General features: G+C 73.9%; 15 protein-coding genes, 1 other RNA gene and 1 pseudogene. 10 read left to right on the plus strand and 7 right to left on the minus strand.

Annotation, left to right across the window (positions count from 1 at the left end; translation table 11 throughout):
- Positions 1-153: 153 nt before the first annotated feature.
- The 5 genes from ABEB00_RS28595 to ABEB00_RS28615 all read right to left on the minus strand — a co-directional run bounded on the left by ABEB00_RS28595 (position 154) and on the right by ABEB00_RS28615 (position 10,722).
- Positions 154-2,397: a bifunctional glycosyltransferase/CDP-glycerol:glycerophosphate glycerophosphotransferase gene (locus tag ABEB00_RS28595; protein WP_345623339.1), complete on the minus strand. Its 2,244-nt coding sequence runs from the start codon at positions 2,395-2,397 to the stop codon at positions 154-156.
- Between the two features lie 247 nt (positions 2,398-2,644).
- Complete coding sequence (locus ABEB00_RS28600) at positions 2,645-3,547, minus strand: carbohydrate ABC transporter permease (protein WP_345623341.1); 903 nt, start codon at positions 3,545-3,547, stop codon at positions 2,645-2,647.
- A complete protein-coding gene (locus ABEB00_RS28605) occupies positions 3,544-4,827 on the minus strand; it encodes a carbohydrate ABC transporter permease (RefSeq protein ID WP_345623343.1) in 1,284 nt (427 codons plus the stop codon). The genes ABEB00_RS28600 and ABEB00_RS28605 overlap by 4 nt, the downstream gene beginning before the upstream one ends.
- A 67-nt stretch (positions 4,828-4,894) precedes the next feature.
- Positions 4,895-6,337 carry an ABC transporter substrate-binding protein gene (locus ABEB00_RS28610; RefSeq protein WP_345623344.1) on the minus strand — a complete coding sequence of 481 codons (1,443 nt, stop codon included), beginning with the start codon at positions 6,335-6,337 and terminating at the stop codon, positions 4,895-4,897.
- Positions 6,338-6,573: 236 nt separating this feature from the next.
- Complete coding sequence (locus tag ABEB00_RS28615; RefSeq protein WP_345623345.1) at positions 6,574-10,722, minus strand: FHA domain-containing protein; 4,149 nt, start codon at positions 10,720-10,722, stop codon at positions 6,574-6,576.
- A 411-nt stretch (positions 10,723-11,133) separates the two neighbouring features.
- On the opposite strand from ABEB00_RS28615, the gene ABEB00_RS28620 reads away from it, so the two are divergent.
- The 4 genes from ABEB00_RS28620 to ABEB00_RS28635 all read left to right on the plus strand — a co-directional run bounded on the left by ABEB00_RS28620 (position 11,134) and on the right by ABEB00_RS28635 (position 16,721).
- Complete coding sequence (locus tag ABEB00_RS28620; RefSeq protein ID WP_345623346.1) at positions 11,134-12,843, plus strand: serine/threonine-protein kinase; 1,710 nt, start codon at positions 11,134-11,136, stop codon at positions 12,841-12,843.
- A gap of 207 nt (positions 12,844-13,050) precedes the next feature.
- Positions 13,051-14,301 carry a serine/threonine-protein kinase gene (locus ABEB00_RS28625; RefSeq protein WP_345623347.1) on the plus strand — a complete coding sequence of 417 codons (1,251 nt, stop codon included), beginning with the start codon at positions 13,051-13,053 and terminating at the stop codon, positions 14,299-14,301.
- A gap of 109 nt (positions 14,302-14,410) precedes the next feature.
- Entirely contained in the window at positions 14,411-15,517 is a 1,107-nt protein-coding gene (gene prfB / locus ABEB00_RS28630; protein ID WP_345623348.1) for a peptide chain release factor 2, read from the plus strand.
- Between the two features lie 277 nt (positions 15,518-15,794).
- Positions 15,795-16,721, plus strand: coding sequence for a hypothetical protein (locus tag ABEB00_RS28635; RefSeq protein ID WP_345623349.1), 927 nt, complete (start codon positions 15,795-15,797; stop codon positions 16,719-16,721).
- Positions 16,722-16,844: 123 nt separating this feature from the next.
- Here the strand turns inward: ABEB00_RS28635 and ABEB00_RS28640 are convergent, their stop codons facing one another.
- Positions 16,845-17,036 (minus strand): hypothetical protein, encoded by a 192-nt coding sequence (locus tag ABEB00_RS28640; protein ID WP_345623350.1) that lies wholly within the window; start codon positions 17,034-17,036, stop codon positions 16,845-16,847.
- A gap of 224 nt (positions 17,037-17,260) precedes the next feature.
- Between ABEB00_RS28640 and ftsE the strand changes: the two genes are divergently transcribed.
- The 5 genes from ftsE to ssrA all read left to right on the plus strand — a co-directional run bounded on the left by ftsE (position 17,261) and on the right by ssrA (position 21,330).
- On the plus strand, positions 17,261-17,950 hold the full coding sequence (gene ftsE, locus ABEB00_RS28645; RefSeq protein WP_345623351.1) for a cell division ATP-binding protein FtsE: 690 nt from the start codon (positions 17,261-17,263) through the stop codon (positions 17,948-17,950).
- A 46-nt stretch (positions 17,951-17,996) separates the two neighbouring features.
- Positions 17,997-18,914, plus strand: a complete 918-nt coding sequence (gene ftsX, locus ABEB00_RS28650; RefSeq protein ID WP_345623352.1) for a permease-like cell division protein FtsX — start codon at positions 17,997-17,999, stop codon at positions 18,912-18,914.
- Between the two features lie 68 nt (positions 18,915-18,982).
- Positions 18,983-20,155, plus strand: a complete 1,173-nt coding sequence (locus ABEB00_RS28655; protein WP_345623353.1) for a S41 family peptidase — start codon at positions 18,983-18,985, stop codon at positions 20,153-20,155.
- Between the two features lie 103 nt (positions 20,156-20,258).
- Positions 20,259-20,798 (plus strand): SsrA-binding protein SmpB, encoded by a 540-nt coding sequence (smpB, locus tag ABEB00_RS28660; protein WP_345623354.1) that lies wholly within the window; start codon positions 20,259-20,261, stop codon positions 20,796-20,798.
- 132 nt (positions 20,799-20,930) lie between these two features.
- Positions 20,931-21,330: a transfer-messenger RNA gene (gene ssrA, locus ABEB00_RS28665) on the plus strand.
- Positions 21,331-21,378: 48 nt separating this feature from the next.
- Here the strand turns inward: ssrA and ABEB00_RS28670 are convergent.
- Positions 21,379-22,807: pseudogene (locus ABEB00_RS28670) on the minus strand (MFS transporter).
- 83 nt (positions 22,808-22,890) lie between these two features.
- Here ABEB00_RS28670 and ABEB00_RS28675 point away from each other — a divergent pair.
- A complete protein-coding gene (locus ABEB00_RS28675; protein ID WP_345623355.1) occupies positions 22,891-23,859 on the plus strand; it encodes a LysR family transcriptional regulator in 969 nt (322 codons plus the stop codon).
- The last annotated feature ends 96 nt before the right edge of the window (positions 23,860-23,955 follow it).

The following is a 23,955-nucleotide window of genomic DNA, read 5'->3' on the forward strand; positions in this document are numbered from 1 at the left end:
CTGTCTTGAGCCCGCCGCCGGACCGGCGGCCGGGACCGGCTCAGGCGGCCCGGGGGCGGCCGGGCCGTCCCGTCGGCCGCCGCACGGGCGGCCGGATCGGCGTGGGCCGCGACGGGCTCAGGGGCATGGCGGACTCCCGGTGCACAACGGCGGTCAGTGGCGGTCGGTGACGGCGCGCGGACCGGCCGGGCCGGGCACGGTGACGAGCTGGGGACGGGCGCGCGCCGCGGCGGCCGGGGCCGGACGGCGCCCGGCGGGCGGGACGACCGGCAGCGGCTCGCTCTCGCCCAGCACGATCCGGCGCACCGCGCGCTCGGCGGCGCGGCCGTCGTCGTACGGGCAGAACCGCTCCCGGAACGCCGCCCTGAGCGCGGTGGCACGGGAGTCGCGCCACTGCCCGCCCGCGAAGACGCCGATCAGCTCGTCCTCGCTGCGCGCGAGCGCCCCCGGCGGGAAGGAGCACAGGTCGACGTAGGTGCCGCGGGCCGCCTCGTACGCCTGGAGGTCCTCGGTGTGCAGCACGATCGGCCGGTCCAGGCCCGCGTAGTCGAACATCAGCGGCGAGTAGTCGGTGACCAGGGCGTCCGAGGCCAGGCAGAGCGCGGCGAGGTCCGGGTGGCCGGTGACGTCGAGGAGACGGCCGGCGGCGCGGACGTCGGGCACACCGCGGGCCAGCACGACGAAGCGCGGGCCGAGGCGGCGCAGGACGCGTTCCAGGTCGAGGACGGGGCGCTGGGTGCGCCACCAGTCGCGGTGGGCGGGCGCGTACAGCAGCGCGACCGCGCCCTGCGGGATGCCGAACACCTCGCGCAGCCGGGCCACGTCCGCGGCCGTCGCCCGCTGGAAGACGTCGGTACGGGGCTGGCCGCACTCCAGCGTCGTGTAGCCGCCGGGGAAGACGCGCTCCCAGGTCAGGGTCGAGTGGCGGTTGGCGGAGAGCACCCAGTCCCAGGAGTCCACCTCGCGCAGCAGCCGGGCGAAGTCGGTCCGGCCGGCCGCCGCCGGGCGCTCCTGGAGGTCCAGGCCCAGGTGCCCCAGCGGGGTGCCGGCCCGCGTCTGCACCAGCACCTGGCCCCTGCGCTTGACCAGCAGCGGGTCCGTGGCGCCGTTGTGCACCAGGTACTTGGCGCGGGCCAGCGCGGTGAGGTACGCCGCCGTGCCCGGGGACAGCCGGCGCGGGCCCGGCGGGACGTCGTGGTGATGGGCGCGGCCGGTCGCCCACGCCGTACGGATGTGCGGCGCCAGATCGCGGAACGCCCGCTCCAGGGCGCCCGGGTTGCAGCCGTGCCCGCCGCCCCCGTCGACGGCGAACAGCGCCCGGTCGGCCCGGACGGGCAGCAGCCGCTGCACGCGGTAGTGCAGGCGCAGGGCGGCGGACCGCGCCGCGCGCGGCGCCCGCCCGGTGAGCCGCCCGGCGCGCCGGGCGAGGGCCGAGGCCAGTCGCAGGCAGTGGTAGGTGCGGTGCAGGCCGAGCCGGAGCAGGGCGTGGCGCAGCCGGACCGGCAGCGGGGCCGGGGCGCCGGGGACGCGGTAGCGGCGCAGGTGGGCGCGGACCTGCCGCAGGAACGCGGCGCGTGAGCCGCGCGGCAGCCGCGCGCGCCGGGTGAACACCACCGTCAGGTGGTCGGCCATCCGCCGGTACAGCACCGGCCGCCAGCGGGCCAGCGCCGGATCGGAGTCGAGGAACGCGAAGACCCGGTCGTACTGGTCGAAGACGTCGAAGTGCCGGTCGCTGGCCGTGCCCAGGATGGAGCCCCGGCGGCGCTGGCGGTAGTGCACGCAGACCCGGTCCAGGGTCGCGATGGACTCCGCCGCCATCAGCACGGGGTACGTCCACGGGGTGTCCTCGTAGAAACCCGGCGGGAAGGCGAGGCCGCGGCGCCGCACGAACTCCCGGCGGCAGGTCTTGTTCCAGGCCACCATCATCAGGTTCAGCAGCTCGGGGCGGTCGGCCAGCCGGAACGGGGCCGGGCCCCGCTCGCCGAGCCGGGCGGCGGCCTGGTTGCGCACCGCCTCGCCCGTCCAGTAGGTGCGCGCGTAGTCGTAGACCAGGACGTCCGGCTCGCCGGTCTCCTTCAGCCGGTCGGCCAGCGTCCGCAGCGCGTGCGGGGTGAGCGTGTCGTCGCCGTCGAGGAAGACCAGGTAGTCGCCGCGGGCGTGGCGCATCCCGGCGTTGCGGGCCGGGCCCAGGCCCTGGTTCTCGGGCAGCCGGACCGGCCGGACCCGCCCGTCGCGCGCCGCGAACTCCTCGATGATGTCGCCGCAGGCGTCCGGCGAGGCGTCGTCGACCGCGATCAGTTCGAGATCCGGGTACGACTGGGACAGCACCGATTCCAGGCACTCGTGCAGATACGCCTGGACCTGGTACGCGGGGACGATGACACTGAACCTGGGCACAGGGGGACATCCATGGGTCGGCGCGGGCGTTCCGGCCCGGGAACGGCCGATGGAGTGACTTGGTTACGCCGCCTGTGGCATACGGGGGACCCGGAGCCAGGGAAAAGCCAGGGAAAACGAGGGGAAGCGAGGAAAAGAGGTGGAAAGTGAGAGAAAAGGGACGAACCGGTGTCGGTCCGTCCCCCCTCGCTCACGTGTCCGCCGGCCGTGCCCGCCCGCCGGTCACTTCACCGTGCCCGCCCGCCGGTCACTTCACCGCGCCCGCCATCACGCCGGACACGAACTGCCGCTGGAACGCGAAGAACACGGCCAGCGGGATCACCATGGAGATGAACGCGCCGGGTGCCAGCACGTCGATGTTGTTGCCGAACTGCCGTACCTGTGTCTGCAGGGCGACCGTGATCGGCTGGTTCCCGGAGTCCGAGAAGATCAGCGCGACCAGCATGTCGTTCCACACCCACAGGAACTGGAAGATGCCGAGGCTCGCGATGGCCGGGCCGCCCAGCGGCATCACCACCCGGGCGAACAGCCGCAGTTCACCGGCGCCGTCCAGGCGGGCCGCCTCCAGCAGCTCCCGCGGGATCTCGGCGAAGAAGTTCCGCAGCAGGAACACCGCGAACGGCAGGCCGAACCCGACGTGGAAGAGGACCACGCCCAGCAGCGAACCGAACAGGCCGACCTTGCCGAACAGTTCGGCGATCGGGATCAGCGCGACCTGCACCGGCACCACCAGCAGCCCGACCACGCCCAGGAACCACCAGTCGCGGCCGGGGAACTCCATCCAGGCGAACGCGTAACCGGCCAGCGAGCCGATCACCACCACCAGGACGGTGGCCGGGACCGTGATCAGCACGGTGTTGAGCAGCGAGTCGGTGATGTCGCCGTTCTTCAGCAGTTCCTGGTAGGCACCGAAGGTGAGCCGGGAGGGCTCGGCGAACACCTGCCACCAGCCGTCGGCGGCCATGTCCTGCGAGGTCCGCAGCGAGGACAGCAGCAGACCGATCGTCGGGACCAGCCAGAACAGGCCCACCAGGAGCAGTACCACCCGCACCAGGCCGCCGCTCGCGCGCCCGGCCAGCCGGGCACCCAGCGACCGGCGGGGCCGGGCGCCCCGCGCCGCCTTCGGGACGGAGCCCGCGTCCGCGGTCATCGCCGCACCTCCCGCCGCAGCCGTCGCACGTTGAACCACATCACCGGGATCACCAGGAGCAGCAGGAAGACCGAGATCGCGCTCGCGACGCCCGGCTGGTCCTCGGCGAAGCCCTTGCGGTACAGCTCCAGCGCGAGGACGTTCGCGTCGTCCTGCGAGGAGCCCGGGGCGATGATGAACACCAGGTCGAAGATCTTCAGCACGTTGATCATCAGGGTGACGGCGACGACCGCGAGGACCGGGGCGAGGAGGGGGACGGTGACCCTGCGGAACACCTGCCACTCGCTCGCCCCGTCGACGCGCGCCGCCTCCAGCAGCTCCCGGGGGATACCCGCGAGCCCGGCCGCGATCAGCACCATCGCGAACCCCGCCCACATCCACACGTACGAGCCGATGACGGCCGGGGTGACCAGCGCCGGGCCGAGCCAGTCCAGGCCGTTGTACGGCTCCTCGAAGTTGTCCGCGGGCAGCCGCAGCAGCGCCCCGTCGGCCGCCGCGGGCAGCGTGAACGTGCCGTCGCCCGCCGCCTCGGTGGCCGCGACGACCGCACCGTCCCGGACCGCCTCGATCCGCATGCCGGGGTAGCCGAGTTCGCCGGCGTCGACCCCGCCGAGGGTGCCGACGCCCTTGCCGCGGGTGAAGTCCTGCCAGGTGGTGCCGGTGACCCTGCCGTCCTCGGGCTGCGCCGCCGCGGCGGGCTCCGCGCCGTCCGGCAGCAGGTCCGGGGCGACCCCGACCAGCGGCAGCACGACCGGCCGGCCGGCCCGGACCGGCTCCTTGGTGACGAACGCGCCCCCGCCGGCCGCCTCCAGTGGCGAATCGCGCCCGGGGTGCGCCTTGGGGAACGCCGACGACTCGGCGAACGTGTCGTGCACGCCCACCCACACCGCGTTGGCGATGCCCTTGTCCGGGTCCTGGTCGTAGACCAGCCGGAAGATGATGCCGGCCGCGAGCATCGAGATCGCCATCGGCATGAAGACGACCAGCTTGAACGCCGTGCCCCAGCGCACCCGTTCGGTCAGCACCGCGAAGACCAGGCCGAGGGCGGTGGCCACGGTCGGCGCGAACACCACCCAGACGATGTTGTTCTTCAGCGCGGTACGGATGCCGTCGTCGGTGAACAGGGCCTGGTAGTTGTCCAGTCCGGCGAAGCCGTCACCGGACTGGTCGTAGAAGCTGCGGACGAGCGAGTACCCGATCGGGTAGACCACGAGCGCGCCGAGCAGCACGAAGGCGGGCAGCAGGAACAACACCGCCACGGTCCTGCGGGTGCCGGTCACACTCCTGCGCGACTTGGGGGCGGCGGGGCCCGCAGGGCCCCCCGCCGCCGCGGTCGACGCCACCGCGTCAGTCCCCGTAGGCGGCCGCCGCGTCCGCCTCCAGCTTCCGCTGCGCGCCCGCGATGTCCTTCGGGTCCTTCAGGAAGTCCTGCAGCGCCTTCCACTCGCCCTTGCCGGGCGTGCCGCCGAACGCCTGCGGCGCCTGGTCGGACATGTCGAAGCGGAAGTCGTCGCCGGCCGCGATGAGCGCCTCGGCCATCTCGCGCTGCACGTCGTTCGGGTACGCGGCGGCGTCGACGCTTCTGTTCGGCGAGAGGTAGCCGCCCAGCTTCGCCTGGATCGTCGCCGCGTCCGGTGAGGCCAGGAAGGTGGCCAGCGCCTGCGCCGCCTTCGACTCCTCCAGGATCACCGCCGCGTCGCCGCCGGAGACCACCGGCGCGGTGTCACCCACCGGCGGGAACGGGAACACCTTCGCGTCCGTGCCGACCTTCGCCTTGGTCTCCCCGATGTTGACCTGCACGAAGTCGCCCTCGTAGACCATGCCGGCCTTCGGCTGGTCGCCGCCGGTGAAGGTCTGGGTCACCGAGGCCGGGAACTCCGTCTGGAGGGCGCCCTGCGCGCCGCCCGCCACATAGTCCTTCTTGCCCCAGATCCCGGCGAGGGTGGTCAGGGCGTCCTGCACGGACGGGTCGGTCCACTTGATCTCGTGCGCGGCGAGCTGGTCGTACTTCTCCGGGCCCGCCTGGGAGAGGTAGATGTTCTCGAACCAGTCGGTGAGGGTCCAGCCGTCGGCGCCGCCGACCGAGAACGGCGTGACGCCGGAGTCGTAGACGGTCTGCGCGGTGGTCAGCAACTCGTCCCAGGTCTTCGGCTCGGTGGCGCCCGCGTTCTCGAAGACCTGGGCGTTGTACCAGATCAGCGACTTGTTGGCGGCCTTGTAGTAGACGCCGTACGGCTTGCCGTCGACCGTGCCGATGTCCTGCCAGCCCTGCGAGTAGTTCTTGGCCAGCTCCGCGCGGGCCGCGTCGCCCAGCGGCTTCGCCCAGCCCTTCTCGACCGCCTGCTTGACGGCGCCCGGCTGCGGCAGCATCGCCACGTCCGGCGGGGCACCGCCGGCGATCTTCGACCCGAGGAAGTTGATGATCGGGTCCTGCGCGGGCACGAAGGTCACCTTGGCGCCGGTGCGCCTCTCGAACTCGGCGAGGACCTGCTTGAAGTTCTTCTGCTCGGCGCCGGTCCAGACGGCGGCGACCTCCAGGCTCTCGCCGTCCAGCTTCGGCAGGGTGACGGTGGCCGCCGTCTCCTTGCCGCCGGTGTCCGCGCCGCCCTTGTCGTCCCCGTCGTCGTCGCCCCCGCACGCGGTGAGCGTGACCGCCAGCGCGCCCGCGACGACGGCCGCGGCGGCCCGCGCGGCGGTGGCGGATCTCGTGACGGTGGCGGCCCCCGTGGCGGTCGCGGGCCTCGTGCCCCTCGCGGTCCGGCGTGTCCGGATGGTGCTGCTCCTGCGCATCACTGCCCCGTTCTTCGTTCCTCGTCGAACGTCTCCGCGCTGTTCCGTGGGCTCTGTGTACGCCCGGGGGGACGGGGGCGGCAAGAGCGCGTCCCACGCCTACCGGGGGATCGTGACTCCCTCGTGACCAGGGGCGGGGAGCAGGGCAGGGCTCAGCGCGGGGAGCGGGGCAGGGCTCAGCGACGGGAGCGCGGCGGGGCTCAGCGAGGGGAGCGCGGCGGGGCTCAGCGAGGGGATCAGAGCAGGGAGGGCACCTGGGCCGCCGACACCTGCCGGGCCGCCCGCTCCAACGCGCTGGCCAGCAGGGCCAGATCGGTCGGCCCGTTGCCCAGTTCGCGCACCGGGCGGCGGGCCGGCGGGTCGCCCATGCGGTGCCACTCCAGCGGCACCACCGTGGGGCGCAGGGTCGCCGTCCGAGGGATGCGGCCGGTGACCCGGCCGCCCTGGAACGGGACCGTACGGCCGTCCGCCCACGCCAACCGGCCGCGTCCCGGCACCGGTTCGTCCGGTCCCGGCACCGGCGGGTCGAGCGTGACCCGCAGCGCGGCCCGGCGGGCCGGTTCCGTCTGCGCGGTACGGCCCCCGGGCACGGCGGCGGCCACCAGGTGCACGCCCAGCCGCTCGCCCTCGCGCGCGACGGCCTCCAGCGCCCGCATCACCGACCCGGCGGCGGGCCGCCCGGGCGAGCCCAGCGGGGGAGCGACCAACGCGTCGAGGTCGTCCACGATCACCACCAGGCGGGGCAGCGGCGGCGCCGCCTCCGCCCGCCGCCGGGCCGCCCCCGGCCGCAGCCGCAGCGTCGAACTGGGCGGGCTGTCCAGATCCGCGGCCCCGCAGCGCACCCCGCCCGGCGCGCCCTGCCCCGCCGCCGGTCCGTCCGCGCCGCGCGTCGTACCCGCCGAGCGCTGGGCGACCAGCCGGCCGGACACCTCGTGCCCGGTGTGCCACCGGGCGAAGTCCGAACGCCCGAGCAGCTCCGCCCGCCGTTTCAGTTCGGCGCTCAGCGACTGGGCGAACTCCCGCATCCGCACCGGGTCGTCGGCGGTGAGGTGGGTGGTCACGTGCGGGACGTCCGTGCAGACCCGCAGCCCCTCACCGGACGCGCCGCCCGCACCGGTGCTGTCCCGCCCGTCCATCAGCACGATGCCGAGGCGGTCGGGGCGTTCGGCGGAGGCGAGCGAGGCGACGAGGGCGCGCAGCAGTTCCGTACGGCCGCTGCCCGGCGCCCCCTCGATCAGCAGGTGCGGTCCCTCGGCGGCGAGGTCCACGACGACCGGGCCGCGCGGTCCGGCGCCCAGCACGCCCTGCGCCCGTCCGCCGAGGGCCTGCGCGTCGTCGGCGGCGTCCGCCCAGCGCGCCATCAGGGACGCGGGGGTGGCGCGGGCGAGTCCCAGTTCGTCGAGGAGGCGGGCCGCCTGGGGCAGCGGCGCGGACACCCGCGCGTGCCGCTCACCGGCGCCGCCCTCCGTGCGCAGCGGGGCCAGCGCCCGCGCGAAGCGCTCCGCCCAGGCCAGGGAGACGGCGTCCACGGTGCCCAGGGTGCCGTGCCCGACCGGACCGGCCGGGGCCGACCCCGCGGGGGCGACGCGCAGCAGCCGCAGGGCCGTCGCCACGTCCCCGCTGAGCAGCGCCACCGCGCCGCAGTGCCGGAACACCGGCGACACCGCGCAGGCCGCCTCGTACGTCCGCGTCACCGGGGAGAGGGGGGAGGCGGGGGGCGTCTCGGCGAGACACACGACGTGGATGCCGGCCCCCGGCCCCTCCACGGCCAGCCGCGCCACCGCCTCGCGCAGATCGGCGCCGGGCAGATCACCGTCCACGACGACGACGGTGTACGGCCCCGGGAAGCCGCGCCCGGCACCCTCGCCGGCGCCGGCCACGCCGGCCGCGTCGTCCGGGAGCGCCCAGGAGGGGCGGCGGTGGTCGGACGCGGGGACGGCCTGCGCGGAGGTGGGCTGCGCGGAGGTGGCCTGCGCGGGGGCGGCCTGCGCGGGGACGGCCTGCGCCGGGGTGGTCAGGCCGGTGACCGGGCCCGTCGCCGGGTCCGGCACCGCGACCGTCCGGTGGTCCTCCAGGTGGTCTTCGAGGCGGCGCAGGAGTTCCTGGGTGCGGGCCGTGGCCTGTTCGCGGTCGTGGGCGAGCAGGAGCCGGCAGTCCTGGCCGTGCCCCGGGCGCAGGTGCGGCAGCCAGCCGAGCCAGGACCACTCCGCGGCGCGGTCCGCCGCGGGGCGGGTACGGTCCGCGCTGATCAGGACGATCTCCAGGGCGTCGGGCGAGTGCAGGGCGGCGAGCTGGGCCAGCACGGCGCGGGCCAGCCCCGCGAGCCGCTCGCGCGGTCCGGCCAGCCCCAGCGCCCCGGCCTCGCGGAGCCCGGCGGTCACCGGGACGGCGGGCAGCGGCGCCGCGCCGCCGGGGGCGACCCGGTCGGCGGTGCCGAGCCGCACGGCGAGCGCCTCCGGGTGACCCGGACCGCGCTCCCACAGCCGGGGGCCGGGGGCCAGCGCCGTCAGCAGCAGCGAGGCCGGGTCCGGCCAGGTCTCCGGCACCGGGGAGGGACCGGCCACCGGCTCCACCGGGGCGCCGGCCGGTTCCTCGGGGGCGCCGGGGACCTGGCCGGACCCGGCCGCCGGTTCCTCGGCCCGCCCGCCGGCCAGCCGCCGCGCCCAGGCCGACAGCCCACCACGCCGACGCACACCCTGCGGGGCGTCGGTCCCGCGCAACGGCGTCCCTTTACGCCCGCTCGTGGTGTTGTACGGGACGCCGGTCCCGTCGCCGTCGCTGTAGCCGTCGTCGTAGCCGTGATCGTCGCCGTAGCCGTCGCTGGGGGGAGTTCCTCGGCGGGAGACCCCGGGGGCGGACGCCTCCGGTTCCGACCCGTCCCGCGGACCGGCCTCCCGCGTGTGCCCGGCGTACGGGTCACCCGGCCGTCCGGCCCTGTCGTGCGACCCGCTCACGGACCCGCCGCCCCTGGAGGCGGTCTCGCCGTACCCGGACGGCGCCCGCGAGCCCTCCTCGCGCCCGTGCGCGCGGGCGGCGCCGCCGTCCGGCCCCGCCTCTCCGTACCGGCCGGTCCCTCCGTACGGGCCCGCCCCTTGCCCCCGATGTGCGTCGCGCGGGTCGGCCGCGTGTCCCCCGAGGGCCGGCCCGTCCCCCCGGTACGGATCGTCCCCCCGGTACGGATCGTCCGCCCGGTACGGATCGTCCGCCCGGTACGGATCGTCCGCCCCGGACGTCGCCGGGACGTCTCCCGCTCCGGAACGTCCCCCGTGCGTGCCGCCGCCGCCCACCGCGTCTGGGCGCTGGTTCTCGATCCGCGGGGCGAGGCCCTGCCCGGGGACGAGGGGCTCGACCGGGCCGTGGCCCCGCGCGCCGGACGCCTCGTCGGCGCCCCAGCCCTCCGCGCCGTAACCGTGCCCGGCGGACCGGCCCCGCCCGCTCCCTGTGAACCCGTCGCCCACGCGTGCGCCCGCCGCCCCCGGCCCGGACGCGGGACTGCCCCCCGCCCCCGGCCCGGACGCGGAACCGCTCTGCGCCCCCGGCCCGCCGGAGGAGCCCTGCCCCGCCGCCGAGTCACCGCCCACGCGCGTGCGTGCCGTCCGCCCCGGCCCGGACGCGGCACCGTCACCCGCCCCCGGTCCGGCTGCCGCCCGGTGCCTCTCGGCGGCCCCGCCGGCCGGCCCGTGCTCCCCGCCGCCCCGGGTGGACACCCGTACGTGCCCCTCCCCGTCCGGCGTCGTCGCCACGCGTGTCCCCGTGCCGGGGGCCGGGACCAGGCGCAGGGCCGACTCGCCGACCCGCAGCAGCGCCCCCGGCGGGAACCGCACCGGGCGTTCGCCCACCCGCCTGCCGTCCAGGCAGGTGCCGTTGGTGGAGCCGAGGTCGGCGACCGTGACCCGGCCGTCGGCGGCGACGGTCACGGCGCAGTGCGCCCGGGAGACGTCGGGGTCGTCGAGCGCCACGTCCGCGTCGGCGGCGCGGCCGAGCTGGATCTGGCCGCCGTGCAGCAGGTGGACGCCGCCCGCGTCGGGACCGGCGACGACGTGGAGCTGGGTCGGGGCGTCGGCCGACTCGGGGTGCGGCTGGGGATCGCCCGGGGCGCCCAGGAAGAGCACGGCACCGTCGATCAAGGGGGGCTCGCCCAGCGTGCAGCGCTGCGCGTCGAGCCGCCGCTCGGCCGCGTACAGCACCACCGAACCGGAGCCACCGGAACCGGGGCCCGGACCGGAGGCGTCCCCGCCCGGGACCGCCGCGGCCAGCGCGGGCGCCACCGTGGCGAGGGCGGTGCCCGCGGGCGCCGTGACGAGCACGTCGCAGCGCGCGGCGCTCCCCGCCGAGGGGGAGGAGAACGGGCCCAGCGGGTCTACGACGGTCAGCCGGATCTGCATCGCCGTCAGCGGTCCCTTCGCGCGGGCGCCCGCGCGGCCGATGGGGACGAAGCAGCCCCGTGGTCCCCCACCACGGACTTCCCCCACCGCCACACGAACACGTCGGCCAGTACTGACCCGCATCCTCGCACCTGCCACTGACAACGCGCCCGCCCCGCACTGTCAAATGATCTTGATTGGTCGGCTCTGCCCTCAAAAATGCCTGACCAGTGCTGCCCAGATGATCGTTTGAACGCCTCTTAAGATCGGTCGCCTTCACCCCCCGGCAACCGGAGCGCCGCGTCCCGCGTCTTTCCTTCGGACGCGTTCCGGAACCGCTCCGGAACCGGAACCACCCCGGCACTACAGTGGGTCGGAACAGGCGACAAGCAACTCGGCAAGCAACCCAGCAAGCAGCAAGGAGCGCATGACGTGCGGCCGGTAGGCAGCAAGTACCTCCTCGAAGAGCCGCTGGGACGCGGTGCCACGGGGACCGTCTGGCGGGCCAGCCAGCGGGAGACCGCGGGCGCCGAGGCGGCCGTGCCCGGACAGCCCGGCGAGACCGTCGCGATCAAGGTCCTCAAGGAGGAGCTCGCGAACGACCCGGACATCGTGATGCGCTTCCTGCGGGAGCGCTCCGTCCTGCTGCGGCTGACCCACCCGAACATCGTCCGGGTCCGCGACCTGGTCGTCGAGGGCGATCTGCTGGCGCTGGTCATGGACCTCGTCGACGGCCCCGACCTGCACCGCTACCTGCGCGAGAACGGGCCGTTCAGCCCCGTCGCCGCGGCGCTGCTCACCGCCCAGATCGCCGACGCGCTCGCCGCCAGCCACGCCGACGGCGTGGTGCACCGCGACCTGAAGCCGGCCAACGTCCTGCTCGCGCAGACCGGCGGCGAGATGCACCCGATGCTCACCGACTTCGGCATCGCCCGCCTCGCCGACTCGCCCGGCCTCACCCGCACCCACGAGTTCGTCGGCACCCCCGCGTACATCGCGCCGGAGTCCGCCGAGGGCCGCCCGCAGACCTCCGCCGTCGACATCTACGGCGCCGGCATCCTGCTGTACGAGCTGGTCACCGGGCGTCCGCCGTTCTCCGGCAACTCCGCTCTGGAGGTGCTGCACCAGCACCTGAGCGCCGAGCCGCGCCGCCCCTCGACCGTCCCCGACCCGCTGTGGACGGTCATCGAGCGCTGCCTGAGCAAGAACCCCGACGCCCGCCCGAGCGCCGAGAACCTCGCCCGCGCCCTGCGCGTGGTCGCCGAGGGCGTCGGCGTGCACGCCAACTCCGCGCAGATCGCCGCCGCCGAGCACATCGGCGTGCTGCTCGCCCCCGACCCGGCCCCCGCGCCGGTCCCCGGCACGCCCGGCGCCGCCGACGCCACACAGGTGCTCCCGCAAAATCCGGACGGCGCCTACGACCCGAACGCCGCCACCAGCGTCCTGCCGCACACCGGCGGCCCGGCCGGCGCCGCCGATCCCACCGCCGTACTGCCCAGTACGGGGGCGGGCGCGGCCGACCCGACCGCCGTCATGCCGCCGGTGCCGCCGGGACAGCCCGGCGGGCCCGGTCAGGGGCAGGGGCCCGAGGACCCGCACCCCTGGCAGAACCAGCTCCGCGCCGCCCGCGACCGCAACGAGCAGACGCAGGTGCAGTACCTCGACCCGAACGAGGACCCGCTGCGCCGCCGCCCCCAGCGCCAGGTCTCCCGGCCGCAGCAGCAGCCCCGCCAGGCGCCCCAGCAGCCCCCGCAGGGCTACGGCTACCCGCAGCAACAGCAGCGACAGCAACAGCAGCAGCAACGACAGCAGCAGCCCCAGCCGCGGCGGTACGCCACCCCGCAGCCCCAGCAGCCCCAGCCGCAGCGGTACGCCCCGCCGCCGACACCCGAGCCGCAGCGCCCCCGGCGCGAGCCCCGGCCGCCGCGGCAGCGCAGCGCCAACCCGGTGCGCATCCCCGGCCTGGGCTGCCTCAAGGGCTGCCTGGTCACGCTGGTCGTCCTCTTCGTGGCCGGCTGGCTGATCTGGGAGCTGAGCCCGCTCCAGGACTGGATCGGCACCGGCAAGGGCTACTGGGATCAGCTCTCCGACTGGGTCGGTGACGTCACCGGCTGGATCGAGGACCTCGGCGCCGGCAACTGACCTCCCCGGAGCCGTCGTGCACGGCCGCCGCGCACGGCGACTCCGGGGATTTGTCGACTTCCGACGGGTGATTTCCGCCTCGGTGGTGAAGGCCGGCTCTTTCGGCGCGTACTTTTGTCGACCGAGGGCCGGCTCAGCCGGCCGGGGGTCCGGGGGCCGTCCCCCGGATCGGCGCAGCGTCGGCAACACGCGTCGGTAGGAGCAGTCTTGGCACGGAAGATCGGCAGCCGGTACACCGCCCACCAGATCCTCGGGCGGGGCAGCGCCGGCACGGTGTGGCTGGGCGAGGGTCCCGAGGGACCCGTCGCGATCAAGCTGCTGCGCGAGGACCTCGCGTCCGACCAGGAGCTGGTCGGCCGCTTCGTGCAGGAGCGCACCGCCCTGCTCGGTCTCGAACACCCCCACGTCGTCTCCGTGCGCGACCTCGTGGTCGACGGCAACGACCTGGCGCTCGTCATGGACCTGGTCCGCGGCACCGACCTGCGCACCCGGCTCGACCGTGAGCGGCGCCTGTCGCCCGAGGCCGCGGTGGCGATCACCGCCGACGTCGCCGACGGACTGGCCGCCGCGCACGCCGCCGGGGTCGTGCACCGCGACGTCAAGCCGGAGAACGTCCTCCTCGACATGCGGGGCCCGCTCGGCCCCGGCGGCTCGCACCGCGCGCTGCTGACCGACTTCGGGGTGGCCAAACTCATCGACACCCCGCGCCGCACCCGCGCCACGAAGATCATCGGCACCCCCGACTACCTCGCCCCGGAGATCGTCGAGGGCCTGCCGCCGCGCGCCGCCGTGGACATCTACGCCCTGGCCACCGTCCTGTACGAGCTGCTGGCGGGCTTCACCCCGTTCGGCGGCGGCCACCCCGGGGCGGTACTGCGCCGCCACGTCACGGAGACCGTCGTCCCCCTCCCCGGCATCCCCGACGAGCTGTGGCAGCTCCTCGTGCAGTGCCTGGCCAAGGCGCCCGCCTCCCGGCTGCGCGCCTCCGAGCTGGGCGGCCGGCTGCGCGAGCTGCTGCCGCTGCTGGCCGGGATGGGGCCGCTCGACGTGGACGAGCCCGGCGCCGAGCAGCCGGAGGAGACCGGGGGCGGCGCCGAGGAGCCGCCCGCCGGGCCCGCCCCGGCGGGCGACCCGGTGCGCCGGCGCGGCGCGGTTCCGCTCGTTCCCGGCGCCAGACCCGCCGACTCCAACCGCGACACCCACACCTCCATGCGGGTCCCGGCCGCCGACGAACTGGCCGGCGGCGCCCTCGGCACGGCGCGGGCGCCACGCGCGGCCGGCGCCCCCCGCCCCGGCTCCGCCCGCAACCGCGCGGCCACCCGGCGGCGCCGGATCGCGCTGGGCGCGGGCGCCCTCGTCCTGGTGGCGGCCGGCGTCGGCACCTGGCTGGCCGCGGACGGCGACGACCCGGGCGCGGAGCCCCAGGACACGCGGAACTCGGCACCCGCCTCCCCCTGAGGCCGGACCCTCCCGGCGCCGGGCCGCGGGGCGCCGCGGTGAGCAGGCCCACCCGCCGCGGCGCCCCGGTCCGGCGAGGACCGCTTGGCGGAGCCGTTAGGCTGGAGGCGTGGCAGTCGTCGATGTTTCCGAAGAGCTCAAGTCCCTCTCCTCGACCATGGAGTCGATCGAGGCCGTTCTGGACCTCGACAAGCTGAGGGCAGACATCGCCGTGCTCGAGGAGCAGGCGGCCGCGCCGTCCCTGTGGGACAACCCGGACGAGGCGCAGAAGATCACCAGCAAGCTGTCCCACCTCCAGGCCGAGGTGCGCAAGGCCGAGGCCCTGCGCGGCCGGATCGACGATCTCGGTGTGCTGTTCGAGATGGCCGAGGAGGAGGACGACCCGGACACCCGCGCCGAGGCCGATGCGGAGCTGGTGTCGGTGCGCAAGGCGCTGGCCGAGATGGAGGTCCGCACCCTGCTCTCGGGCGACTACGACGCCCGTGAGGCGCTGGTCAACATCCGCGCCGAGGCCGGTGGCGTGGACGCCGCGGACTTCGCCGAGAAGCTCCAGCGGATGTACCTGCGCTGGGCCGAGCAGCACGGCTACAAGACGGAGATCTACGAGACCTCGTACGCGGAGGAGGCCGGCATCAAGTCGACCACCTTCGCCGTGCAGGTGCCGTACGCCTACGGCAACCTCTCCGTGGAGCAGGGCACGCACCGGCTGGTGCGCATCTCGCCCTTCGACAACCAGGGACGCCGGCAGACCTCGTTCGCGGGCGTCGAGATCCTGCCCGTGGTCGAGCAGACCGACCACATCGAGATCGACGAGTCCGAGCTGCGGGTGGACGTCTACCGCTCCTCCGGCCCCGGCGGCCAGGGCGTGAACACCACCGACTCCGCGGTGCGCCTCACCCACCTCCCCACCGGCATCGTCGTCTCCTGCCAGAACGAGCGCTCGCAGATCCAGAACAAGGCGACCGCGATGAACGTCCTCCAGGCCAAGCTCCTTGAGCGGCGCCGCCAGGAGGAGCAGGCCAAGATGGACGCGCTCAAGGGCGACGGCGGCAACTCCTGGGGCAACCAGATGCGTTCCTACGTGCTGCACCCCTACCAGATGGTCAAGGACCTGCGCACCGACCACGAGGTGGGCAACCCCGAGGCCGTCTTCAACGGTGAGATCGACGGCTTCCTGGAGGCCGGCATTCGCTGGCGCAAGCAGCAGGAGAAGTAACTTTGTCGATACGACAACTGCCGTCCACCGGGCGGCAGTTGTCGTATGTCCGGTTTTTACGGCACGCTCACATACTTTGTATCAGGCCATACTCCCCGTTCCGGGACATCCCGTACGCAATGGCCTTGACGTTGCTATGAAAAATAGGAATGGTGAGGCGCGGCATGCGTATTCCTGGGGCGCATGTGAACCGGGGGACTTCCAAGCGCTACTCCCGTCGATCACGGCCCCGAGCGCGGCCGCATCGACTATTTCAGCTACTGGGGGTAGCAACCATATGACGAAGAAGACGCGGATCCGTGTCGCGCGGATAGCGGCCGGTGCCGTGATCGCGGCCGGAGCCTCGCTGACCGCCGCGGGTGCCGCCTCGGCACTCGATTTCAATGTCGGCGTGACCCTCACGGGCGAGCCCGACCCGTGCGACATCGTGGTCGACCCGACCTGCGAGGACGACGGGGGCGCGGCCGGCGGCTCCACGGGCGACACCACGTCCGGTGGCACCACCGGCGACACCACGACCGGTGGTACCACGGGCGACACCACGTCCGGTGGTACGACCGGCGACACCACGACGGGTGGTACGACCGGCGACACCACGACCGGTGGTACGACCGGCGACACCACGACCGGTGGTACCACGGGCGACACCACGTCCGGTGGTACGACCGGCGACACCACGACGGGTGGTACGACCGGCGACACCACGACCGGTGGTACCACGGGCGACACCACGACGGGTGGCACGACCGGCGACACCACCACCGGTGGCAGCACCTCCGGTGGCTCCACCAGCGGTGGCAGCACGTCCGGCGGTGGCACGACGTCCGGCGGTTCGACCGGCGACACCACCACCGGTGGCAGCACCTCCGGCGGTTCCACCAGCGGTGGCGGCTCGACCGGCGGTGGCGGCTCCACCGGCGGTTCCGGCGGCTCGGACGCCACCGGTGGTTCCACCGGCGGCAACACCAACCCCGACGGTGGCAACGACAACGTCACCCAGAACCAGGGCTCCTCGGCCCTCACCGAGACCGGCGACGACTCGCCGGCCGACACCGCGGCCCAGGGCAGCGGCGAGGAGCTGGCCGAGACCGGTGCCGCGGAGACCACGTTCCTGATCATCGGTGCCGCCACGATGATCGCCGGCGGCGTCGGCTTCCGCGTGCTGCCGCGCCTCATGAACGGCCGGGGCGCCGCCGCGGCCTGACCGCGACCGCCCGCGTACGCCCCGCGCGTACGACCACGGCACAGACGAGAGGCCCGGAGCGTGTCCCACGCTCCGGGCCTCTCGCCCGTTGTCCCTGCTGGTCCCTGCCGATCGCTGCCGGTCTCAGACGGTCTGGTGGGCCAGCATGGCCACGGCCGCCACCAGTACCGCGAGCAGCGCGATCAGCGCCACCGGGTTGAGATCCGCGAAGAAGTTCCCCTGCTGCAGCCGCTCGCGGTTGGCCCGGCAGACGGGACAGCGGCCCTCGCTCACGGGCGCCGCGCAGTTCGCGCACACCAGCCGGTCGTACGTCATGCGCTCGCCCTCCTCGCACCGGTTCCACGTACACAACGCCCGCGCGTGCGCGAACGTTCCCCTTCCACTGTGCCAGGTTCCGCGAGTCGCTGCGCGTGGTCCGTACCGGCAGGGTGTACGGACATAAGGCGCAACCATGGCGCAACCCCGACCGGTGACTGCGGGCGCCCGTCCCCTTCGCGTATGGTCACGCACATCTACCCCCGGCGACCCGTGGTGCATCCGTGATCCGATTCGACAACGTCTCCAAGGTCTACCCGAAGCAGAACCACCCAGCCCTCAGGGACATCTCCCTGGAGGTCGAGAAGGGCGAGTTCGTCTTCCTCGTGGGGTCCTCCGGCTCCGGCAAGTCCACCTTCCTGCGGCTGGTCCTCCGTGAGGAGCGGTGCAGTCACGGACAGGTGCACGTCCTCGGCAAGGACCTCGCCCGGCTGTCCAACTGGAAGGTGCCGCAGATGCGGCGCCAGCTCGGGACGGTCTTCCAGGACTTCCGCCTGCTGCCCAACAAGACGGTCGGCGAGAACGTCGCCTTCGCGCAGGAGGTCATCGGCAAGTCGCGCGGTGAGATCCGCAAGTCCGTGCCGCAGGTGCTCGACCTCGTCGGGCTCGGCGGCAAGGAGGACCGCAGACCGGGTGAGCTGTCCGGCGGTGAGCAGCAGCGCGTCGCCATCGCGCGCGCCTTCGTCAACCGCCCCAAGCTGCTGATCGCCGACGAGCCCACCGGCAACCTCGACCCGCAGACCTCCGTCGGCATCATGAAGCTGCTCGACCGGATCAACCGGACGGGCACCACAGTGATCATGGCGACCCACGACCAGAACATCGTGGACCAGATGCGCAAGCGCGTCATCGAGCTGGAGAAGGGGCGCCTCGTCCGCGACCAGGCGCGCGGTGTCTACGGCTACCAGCACTGAGACCCGCCGCTCGCCCGGTATCCACGGAAAGGCTTGACCAGACGCCATGCGCGCCCAGTTCGTCCTCTCGGAGATCGGTGTCGGTCTCCGCCGCAACCTGACCATGACCTTCGCGGTCATCGTCTCCGTAGCCCTGTCCCTGGCCCTGTTCGGCGGCTCGCTGCTGATGAGCGACCAGGTCACCACCATGAAGGGCTACTGGTACGACAAGGTCAACGTCTCCGTCTTCCTCTGCAACAAGAGCGACGCGGAGTCCGACCCCAACTGCGCCAAGGGCGCGGTGACCGACGACCAGAAGAAGCAGATCCTCACCGACCTCGACAAGATGGCGGTCGTGGACGACGTGACGTACGAGTCGCAGGACGACGCGTACAAGCACTACAAGGAGCAGTTCGGCGACTCGCCGCTGGCCAGCTCCCTGACGCCGGACCAGATGCAGGAGTCGTACCGGATCAAGCTGAAGGACCCGGAGAAGTACCAGGTCATCGCGACCGCCTTCGACGGGCGGGACGGTGTGCAGTCCGTGCAGGACCAGAAGGGCATCCTGGACAACCTCTTCGGGCTGCTCAACGGCATGAACTGGGCGGCCCGCGCGATCATGGCGCTGATGCTGGTCGTCGCGCTGATGCTGATCGTCAACACCGTGCGCGTCTCCGCCTTCAGCCGGCGCCGCGAGACCGGCATCATGCGCCTGGTCGGCGCCTCCGGCTTCTACATCCAGGCGCCGTTCATCATGGAGGCGGCGGTCGCCGGACTCATCGGCGGCGGCGTCGCCTGCGCCTTCCTGGTGATCGCGCGGTACTTCATCATCGACCACGGCCTGGCCCTGTCCGAGAAGCTGAATCTGATCAACTTCATCGGCTGGGACGCGGTGTTGACGAAGCTTCCGCTCATCCTCGCCACCAGCCTGCTGATGCCCGCGCTGGCCGCGTTCTTCGCGCTGCGCAAGTACCTGAAGGTGTGACACACGACAAGAGGGTCGTACGGGCAAGCCGCCGTGCGGCCCTCTCGCCGTGTCCTAGACTCACCGGCATGTCAGGTCGTGACCTGTTCTGTCAGCCCCGCCGCGTCCGCCGCGGGGCCGCCCTGACCTTGGTGTTCGCCAGTGTTCTGGTCGCCGGGGCGGCCACCGGCTCGCTCCCCGAGGCCGACCGGAAGACGGCCCCTCACGCGGCCCGTCCGGCCGCCCCCAGCGGGAGCCACACCGAGGTCGCGCGGGCGGCCGCCGAGGCGCTGGCCGACGGCAAGTCCCCCGAGGAGGCCGCCGAACGGGCCGTCAGCCGCAGCGGGGACCGCTGGGCCGCCGTCTACTCCCCGGGCGAGTACGAGGAGTTGGAGGAGGCCCTGGACGGCCAGTACACCGGCGTCGGGCTGTCGGCGCGGCGCGAGCGGGGCGGTTCCATCGAGGTGACGAAGGTGCGTTCCGGGTCGCCCGCGGCCGGCGCCGGGGTTCGCGAGGGCGACCGGCTGCGCAGCGTCGACGGGGTGCCGGTCGGCGGGCGCCCGGTCACCGAGGTCGTCTCCCTGCTGCGCGGCGACGCCGAGGACGCGCCCGCCGGCACCGCCGTCCGGCTCGGCCTGGAGCGGGGCGGCCGGGCGTGGACCGAGACCGTGCGCCGGGCCCGGCTGCGCACCGAACCCGTCTCCGTGCGCCGGCTCGCGGGCGGGGCCACCGTCGTCCGGGTCACCTCCTTCACCAAGGGCGTCGGCGACCAGGTCCGCACCGCCGTACGGCGCGCGCCGGGCCGCACGGGCATCGTCCTGGACCTGCGCGGCAACTCCGGGGGACTGGTCGGCGAGGCCGTCACCGCCGCCGCCGCCTTCCTCGACGGCGGCCTCGTCGCCACCTACGACGTCGAGGGCGACCAGCGGGCCCTGCACGCCCCGGACGGCGGCGACACCACCCGCCCGCTGGTCACACTCGTCGACGGCGGCACGATGAGCGCCGCCGAACTCCTCACCGGGGCGCTCCAGGACCGCGGGCGCGCGGTCGTGCTGGGCTCGCGCACCTTCGGCAAGGGGTCGGTGCAGATGCCCAGCCGGCTGCCCGGCGGCGCGGTCGCCGAGCTGACCGTCGGCCACTACCGCACCCCGTCGGGCCGCGGCGTCGACGGCCGGGGCATCACCCCCGACCTGGACGTGGACCCCGCGCGTCCGGCGGCCCTGGACCGCGCCGAGACGGTCCTCAGCGGTCTGGGGGCGTAGCCGGCCCCCTCCCGGGCCCCCGGGGTCTCGCGCGGCGCGTCGTAATCGACTTCCCGCGGACCCGCTTCGTAGTGCGAAAATGGGCGGCACTATGAACAAGGGAATGTACGTACCCAAGGAGTCCCAGGCCAAGCAGGGCGGCGGGGCGGCCAAGGCGCAGGACGGCGAGAAGGGCGGCAAGCGCAAAATCGTCGCCCAGAACAAGAAGGCCCGGCACGACTACGCGATCATCGACACCTTCGAGGCCGGGCTGGTGCTCACCGGCACCGAGGTCAAGTCGCTGCGCGAGGGGCGGACCTCGCTGACCGACGGCTTCGTCCAGATCGACGGGGGCGAGGCGTGGCTGCACAACGCCCACATCCCCGAGTATCACCAGGGGAGCTGGACCAACCACTCCGCGCGCCGCAAGCGCAAGCTGCTCCTGCACCGCGAGGAGATCGACAAGCTGGAGGCCAAGAACCAGGAGACCGGCCACACGATCGTGCCCCTCGCGCTGTACTTCAAGGACGGCCGGGCCAAGGCCGAGATCGCGCTGGCGCGCGGCAAGAAGGAGTACGACAAGCGGCAGACCCTCCGCGAGCACCAGGACCGGCGTGAGGCGGAGCGCACCATGTCCGCGATCCGGCGCAAGCAGCGGGCCTGACGCCGGGCGGGGGCGGGGCGGGGGCGGGGCGCGGGGAATAGGCTGGCCCCGACCTGCGTTGGTCACGTACGATGGCAACGCACCTCACAGCGGGTGCGCGCTCCCTCTCCGGAGGGGTTGAAAAAACAACATGGGGATGATCGGTTTCGACAGCGGATGTCGAAGCAGGGGAAGCGTGTCGAGGAAGCGGCCATGATCTCGTAAACCACAGGCCGAAAAAAATAATCGCCAATTCCAAGCGCGATTCCTCCCAGCAGGCCTTCGCCCTCGCTGCCTGATCTCAGGTAGCGAAGCGAGCCTCCTACTAAGGGAGTGTCAGCCCGGGGCTGTTCCCGACCCGGATCCTGGCATCAGCTAGGGGACTAAACCTTGATCCCGGTCACGGGGTGAAGAGGGAAATCCAACAGTGACTGAGCCCGTCGGAGACTTGTCCGCGTGATCTCCGGGGCTGAGAAAATCGAAGCGGACTGCACACGGAGAAGCCCTGATTCCGCACCGTTGGACGCGGGTTCGATTCCCGCCATCTCCACAGTTCCCATGTGGGCGCAGGCCCCGTCGCTTCCGAGCGGCGGGGCCTTCGTCATGCCCGGACGCCCGGGTCGGAAGAGTCGGCCGGCGAGGAGCGGACCACCGTGGTCGGGGTCGGGGTCAGGGTCAGGGTCAGGAGCAGGGCTGTCGTGGCGAAGGCGACCGGTACGGCGTAGCCGAGTGCCGCCGGGAGGTGTTCCACCGTCCAGCCGCCGAGCGCGCTGCCGCAGGCGATGCCGCCGAGCAGGCCGGTCACGGCCAGGGTCATGCCCCTCGTTCAGCCGGTCCTCGGGGGTGTACCGCTGGACCAGCGTCATCGTGGTGACCATCGTCGGCGCGGTCGCCATCCCGGCCAGCAGCAGCGCGCCCGCCAGCAGCGGCAGCGACCCCGGGCCGGCCGCCGCCAGCAGCGGCAGCGTCAGCAGCGCCGCCATCGCCGCGACGCACCGGGCCAGCCGCGTCCGGTCCGGACCGGACGGCTTCAGCGCCCCGTACAGCAGACCGGCCGCGCAGGAACCGCCCGCCTGGAGGGCGAGTACCGCGCCGGCCGCCGTGCGGTGGCCCTGCGCGTCGGCGAAGGCGATCGTGACGACCTCCATCGCGCCGAACACCCCGCCCGTCGCCAGGCACACGGCGAGCAGCGGGGGGATGCCGGGGGCGCGCAGCGGGGCCCGCGCGGTCGACCGGGGCCGGGCGGGCGGCTCGGTGGCCCGCTGGGCGGTGAACAGCAGCATGCCGGTCATCAGCAGCCCCGCCGCGACGAGCGTGCCCGCCTCCGGGGCGACCGTCCCGCACAGGAACGCCGCCAGCACCGGGCCGAACAGGTAGCACAGCTCGTCCATGGCCTGTTCGAAGGAGTGGGCGGTGTGCAGGGCGGCGGCGTCGCCCTTCAGCAGACGCGACCAGCGGGCGCGGGCCATACCGCCGGTGTTGGGGGTGGTGGCGGTGGCGGCGTACGCGGCGAACAGCGTCCAGTCGGGGGCGTCCCGCCGCACGCACCACAGCAGGGCGAGCGAACCGAGGACCGCGGTCACCGTGGCCGGTACCGCCACCCGGGCCTGCCCGCGCCGGTCGACCAGCCGCGCGATCAGCGGGGCGACCAGGGCGGTCGCCGCCAGCCCCGTCGCGACGACGGCGCCGGCCAGGGCGTACGACCCCCGGGTGGCGGCGATCATCATCACCGCGCTGACGCTGAACATCCCCTGCGGAAGGCGCGCGACGAGGTTCCCGGCTGTGAAGGCGCGGGCGCCGGGTACGGCGAGAATTCGCCGGTACGGGCCGGGCGGCCGTTGTCGCGGAGGGGTACGCGGACGGGTGCGCGGACGGGTGCGTGGACGGGGAGGCGGAGGGGTGCGCGGAGCGGCGGGTCGAGCGGTGGGTGGACGGGTACGCGGACGCAGGTCCACGGCGACGAGCGTGTCGGCGGTGACGGTCAGCAGCACGGCCGGTGCGGGCGGCTGACGGGACATCGGATGCGGCATGTGCCCACCGTCGCCCGGGTCCCGCCGGGCGGTCCAACACCTTCCGCGCGCCCATTCACGCACCCCTGTTGTAAGTTCGCCCGATGCCCGCCCGCCCGAGCCACCTCGACCCCCGCCTCCTGCGTGCCTTCGTCACCGTCGCCGAGGAACTGCACTTCACCCGCGCCGCGAGCCGTCTCTACGTCGCCCAGCAGGCGCTCAGCCGGGATGTGCGGCGCCTGGAGCGGGAGTTGGGCGCCGACCTGTTCGTACGGACCACCCGGCAGGTGACGCTGACCGCCGACGGTGAGCGGCTGCTGCCCCACGCCCGGCGTGCCCTCCAGGCCCAGGACGACCTGCTCGCCGCCTTCGGGCAGGCCCGCCCCCTGCTGGTGGACCTCAACTCCCCGGGCCTGTCCACCGGCCGCCGGGTACTGCGCGCGGCCCGCGCCCTCGCCCCCGAACTGGAGCTGATGGCCCGCTTCGAGAGCGGTCTGACCTGGGCGGCGTCCGAACTGCTCGGCGGCCGGCTGGACGCCTCCTTCGGACGGTTCGCGGGCCTGCCGCCGGCGCTGCGGGCGGGCCTGGACCAGCAGCCCGTACGGTACGAGCGGATGGCCGTGGTCCTGCCCGAGGCGCATCCGCTGGCCGGGCTGGCGGAGGTGCCGCTGGGGGCGCTCGCGGGCGAGACCGTGTACGCCGGGGCGGGCAACGACCGCACGCCGGAGTGGACCGATCTCGGCCGCCGCCTGTTCGAGGGGCGCGGCATCGAGGTGGCGCCGCCGGCGCCGCTCGCCGTCGGGGACGAGGAGTTCGAACGTCTTATCGGGAGGACCGGGACGCCGGTGCTCGCCGTGGTGGACTTTCCGGCCATGTCCTCGACGGTGGTGCGTCCGCTGGTCGACCCGGTCCCGCTCTCGCCGGTGTCACTGGTCTGGCGAAAGGGGCTGGTGCACCCCGCGTTCCCCGCCCTGCGCCGGGCCGCCGCGCGGCTCGCGGCGGCGGAGGGATGGCTGGACAGACCGGCCGATGGATGGATTCCGGACGGTGACGAGAAGGTGATGACCTCTTAACAAATGGGAACCGAGTCAACACGCCGCCTCTCCGGTGCGCTACATTCCTCTCCCGGGCACCGTGTGATAAAGGGGGCGCTCGAACACTGGTGGGGG

It is taken from the genome of Streptomyces ziwulingensis (assembly GCF_039542605.1).
Classification (GTDB): domain Bacteria; phylum Actinomycetota; class Actinomycetes; order Streptomycetales; family Streptomycetaceae; genus Streptomyces; species Streptomyces ziwulingensis.

Excerpts from the sequence above, each read along its gene's own strand:
- ABEB00_RS28615 (WP_345623345.1), bottom strand. The coding sequence starts at position 10,722 with ATGCAGATCCGGCTGACCGTCGTAGACCCGCTGGGCCCGTTCTCCTCC.
- ABEB00_RS28635 (WP_345623349.1), top strand. The coding sequence starts at position 15,795 with ATGACGAAGAAGACGCGGATCCGTGTCGCGCGGATAGCGGCCGGTGCC.
- ABEB00_RS28610 (WP_345623344.1), bottom strand. The coding sequence starts at position 6,337 with ATGCGCAGGAGCAGCACCATCCGGACACGCCGGACCGCGAGGGGCACG.
- ABEB00_RS28600 (WP_345623341.1), bottom strand. The coding sequence starts at position 3,547 with ATGACCGCGGACGCGGGCTCCGTCCCGAAGGCGGCGCGGGGCGCCCGG.
- ABEB00_RS28640 (WP_345623350.1), bottom strand. The coding sequence starts at position 17,036 with ATGACGTACGACCGGCTGGTGTGCGCGAACTGCGCGGCGCCCGTGAGC.
- ABEB00_RS28655 (WP_345623353.1), top strand. The coding sequence starts at position 18,983 with ATGTCAGGTCGTGACCTGTTCTGTCAGCCCCGCCGCGTCCGCCGCGGG.
- ftsX (WP_345623352.1), top strand. The coding sequence starts at position 17,997 with ATGCGCGCCCAGTTCGTCCTCTCGGAGATCGGTGTCGGTCTCCGCCGC.
- ABEB00_RS28675 (WP_345623355.1), top strand. The coding sequence starts at position 22,891 with ATGCCCGCCCGCCCGAGCCACCTCGACCCCCGCCTCCTGCGTGCCTTC.
- smpB (WP_345623354.1), top strand. The coding sequence starts at position 20,259 with ATGTACGTACCCAAGGAGTCCCAGGCCAAGCAGGGCGGCGGGGCGGCC.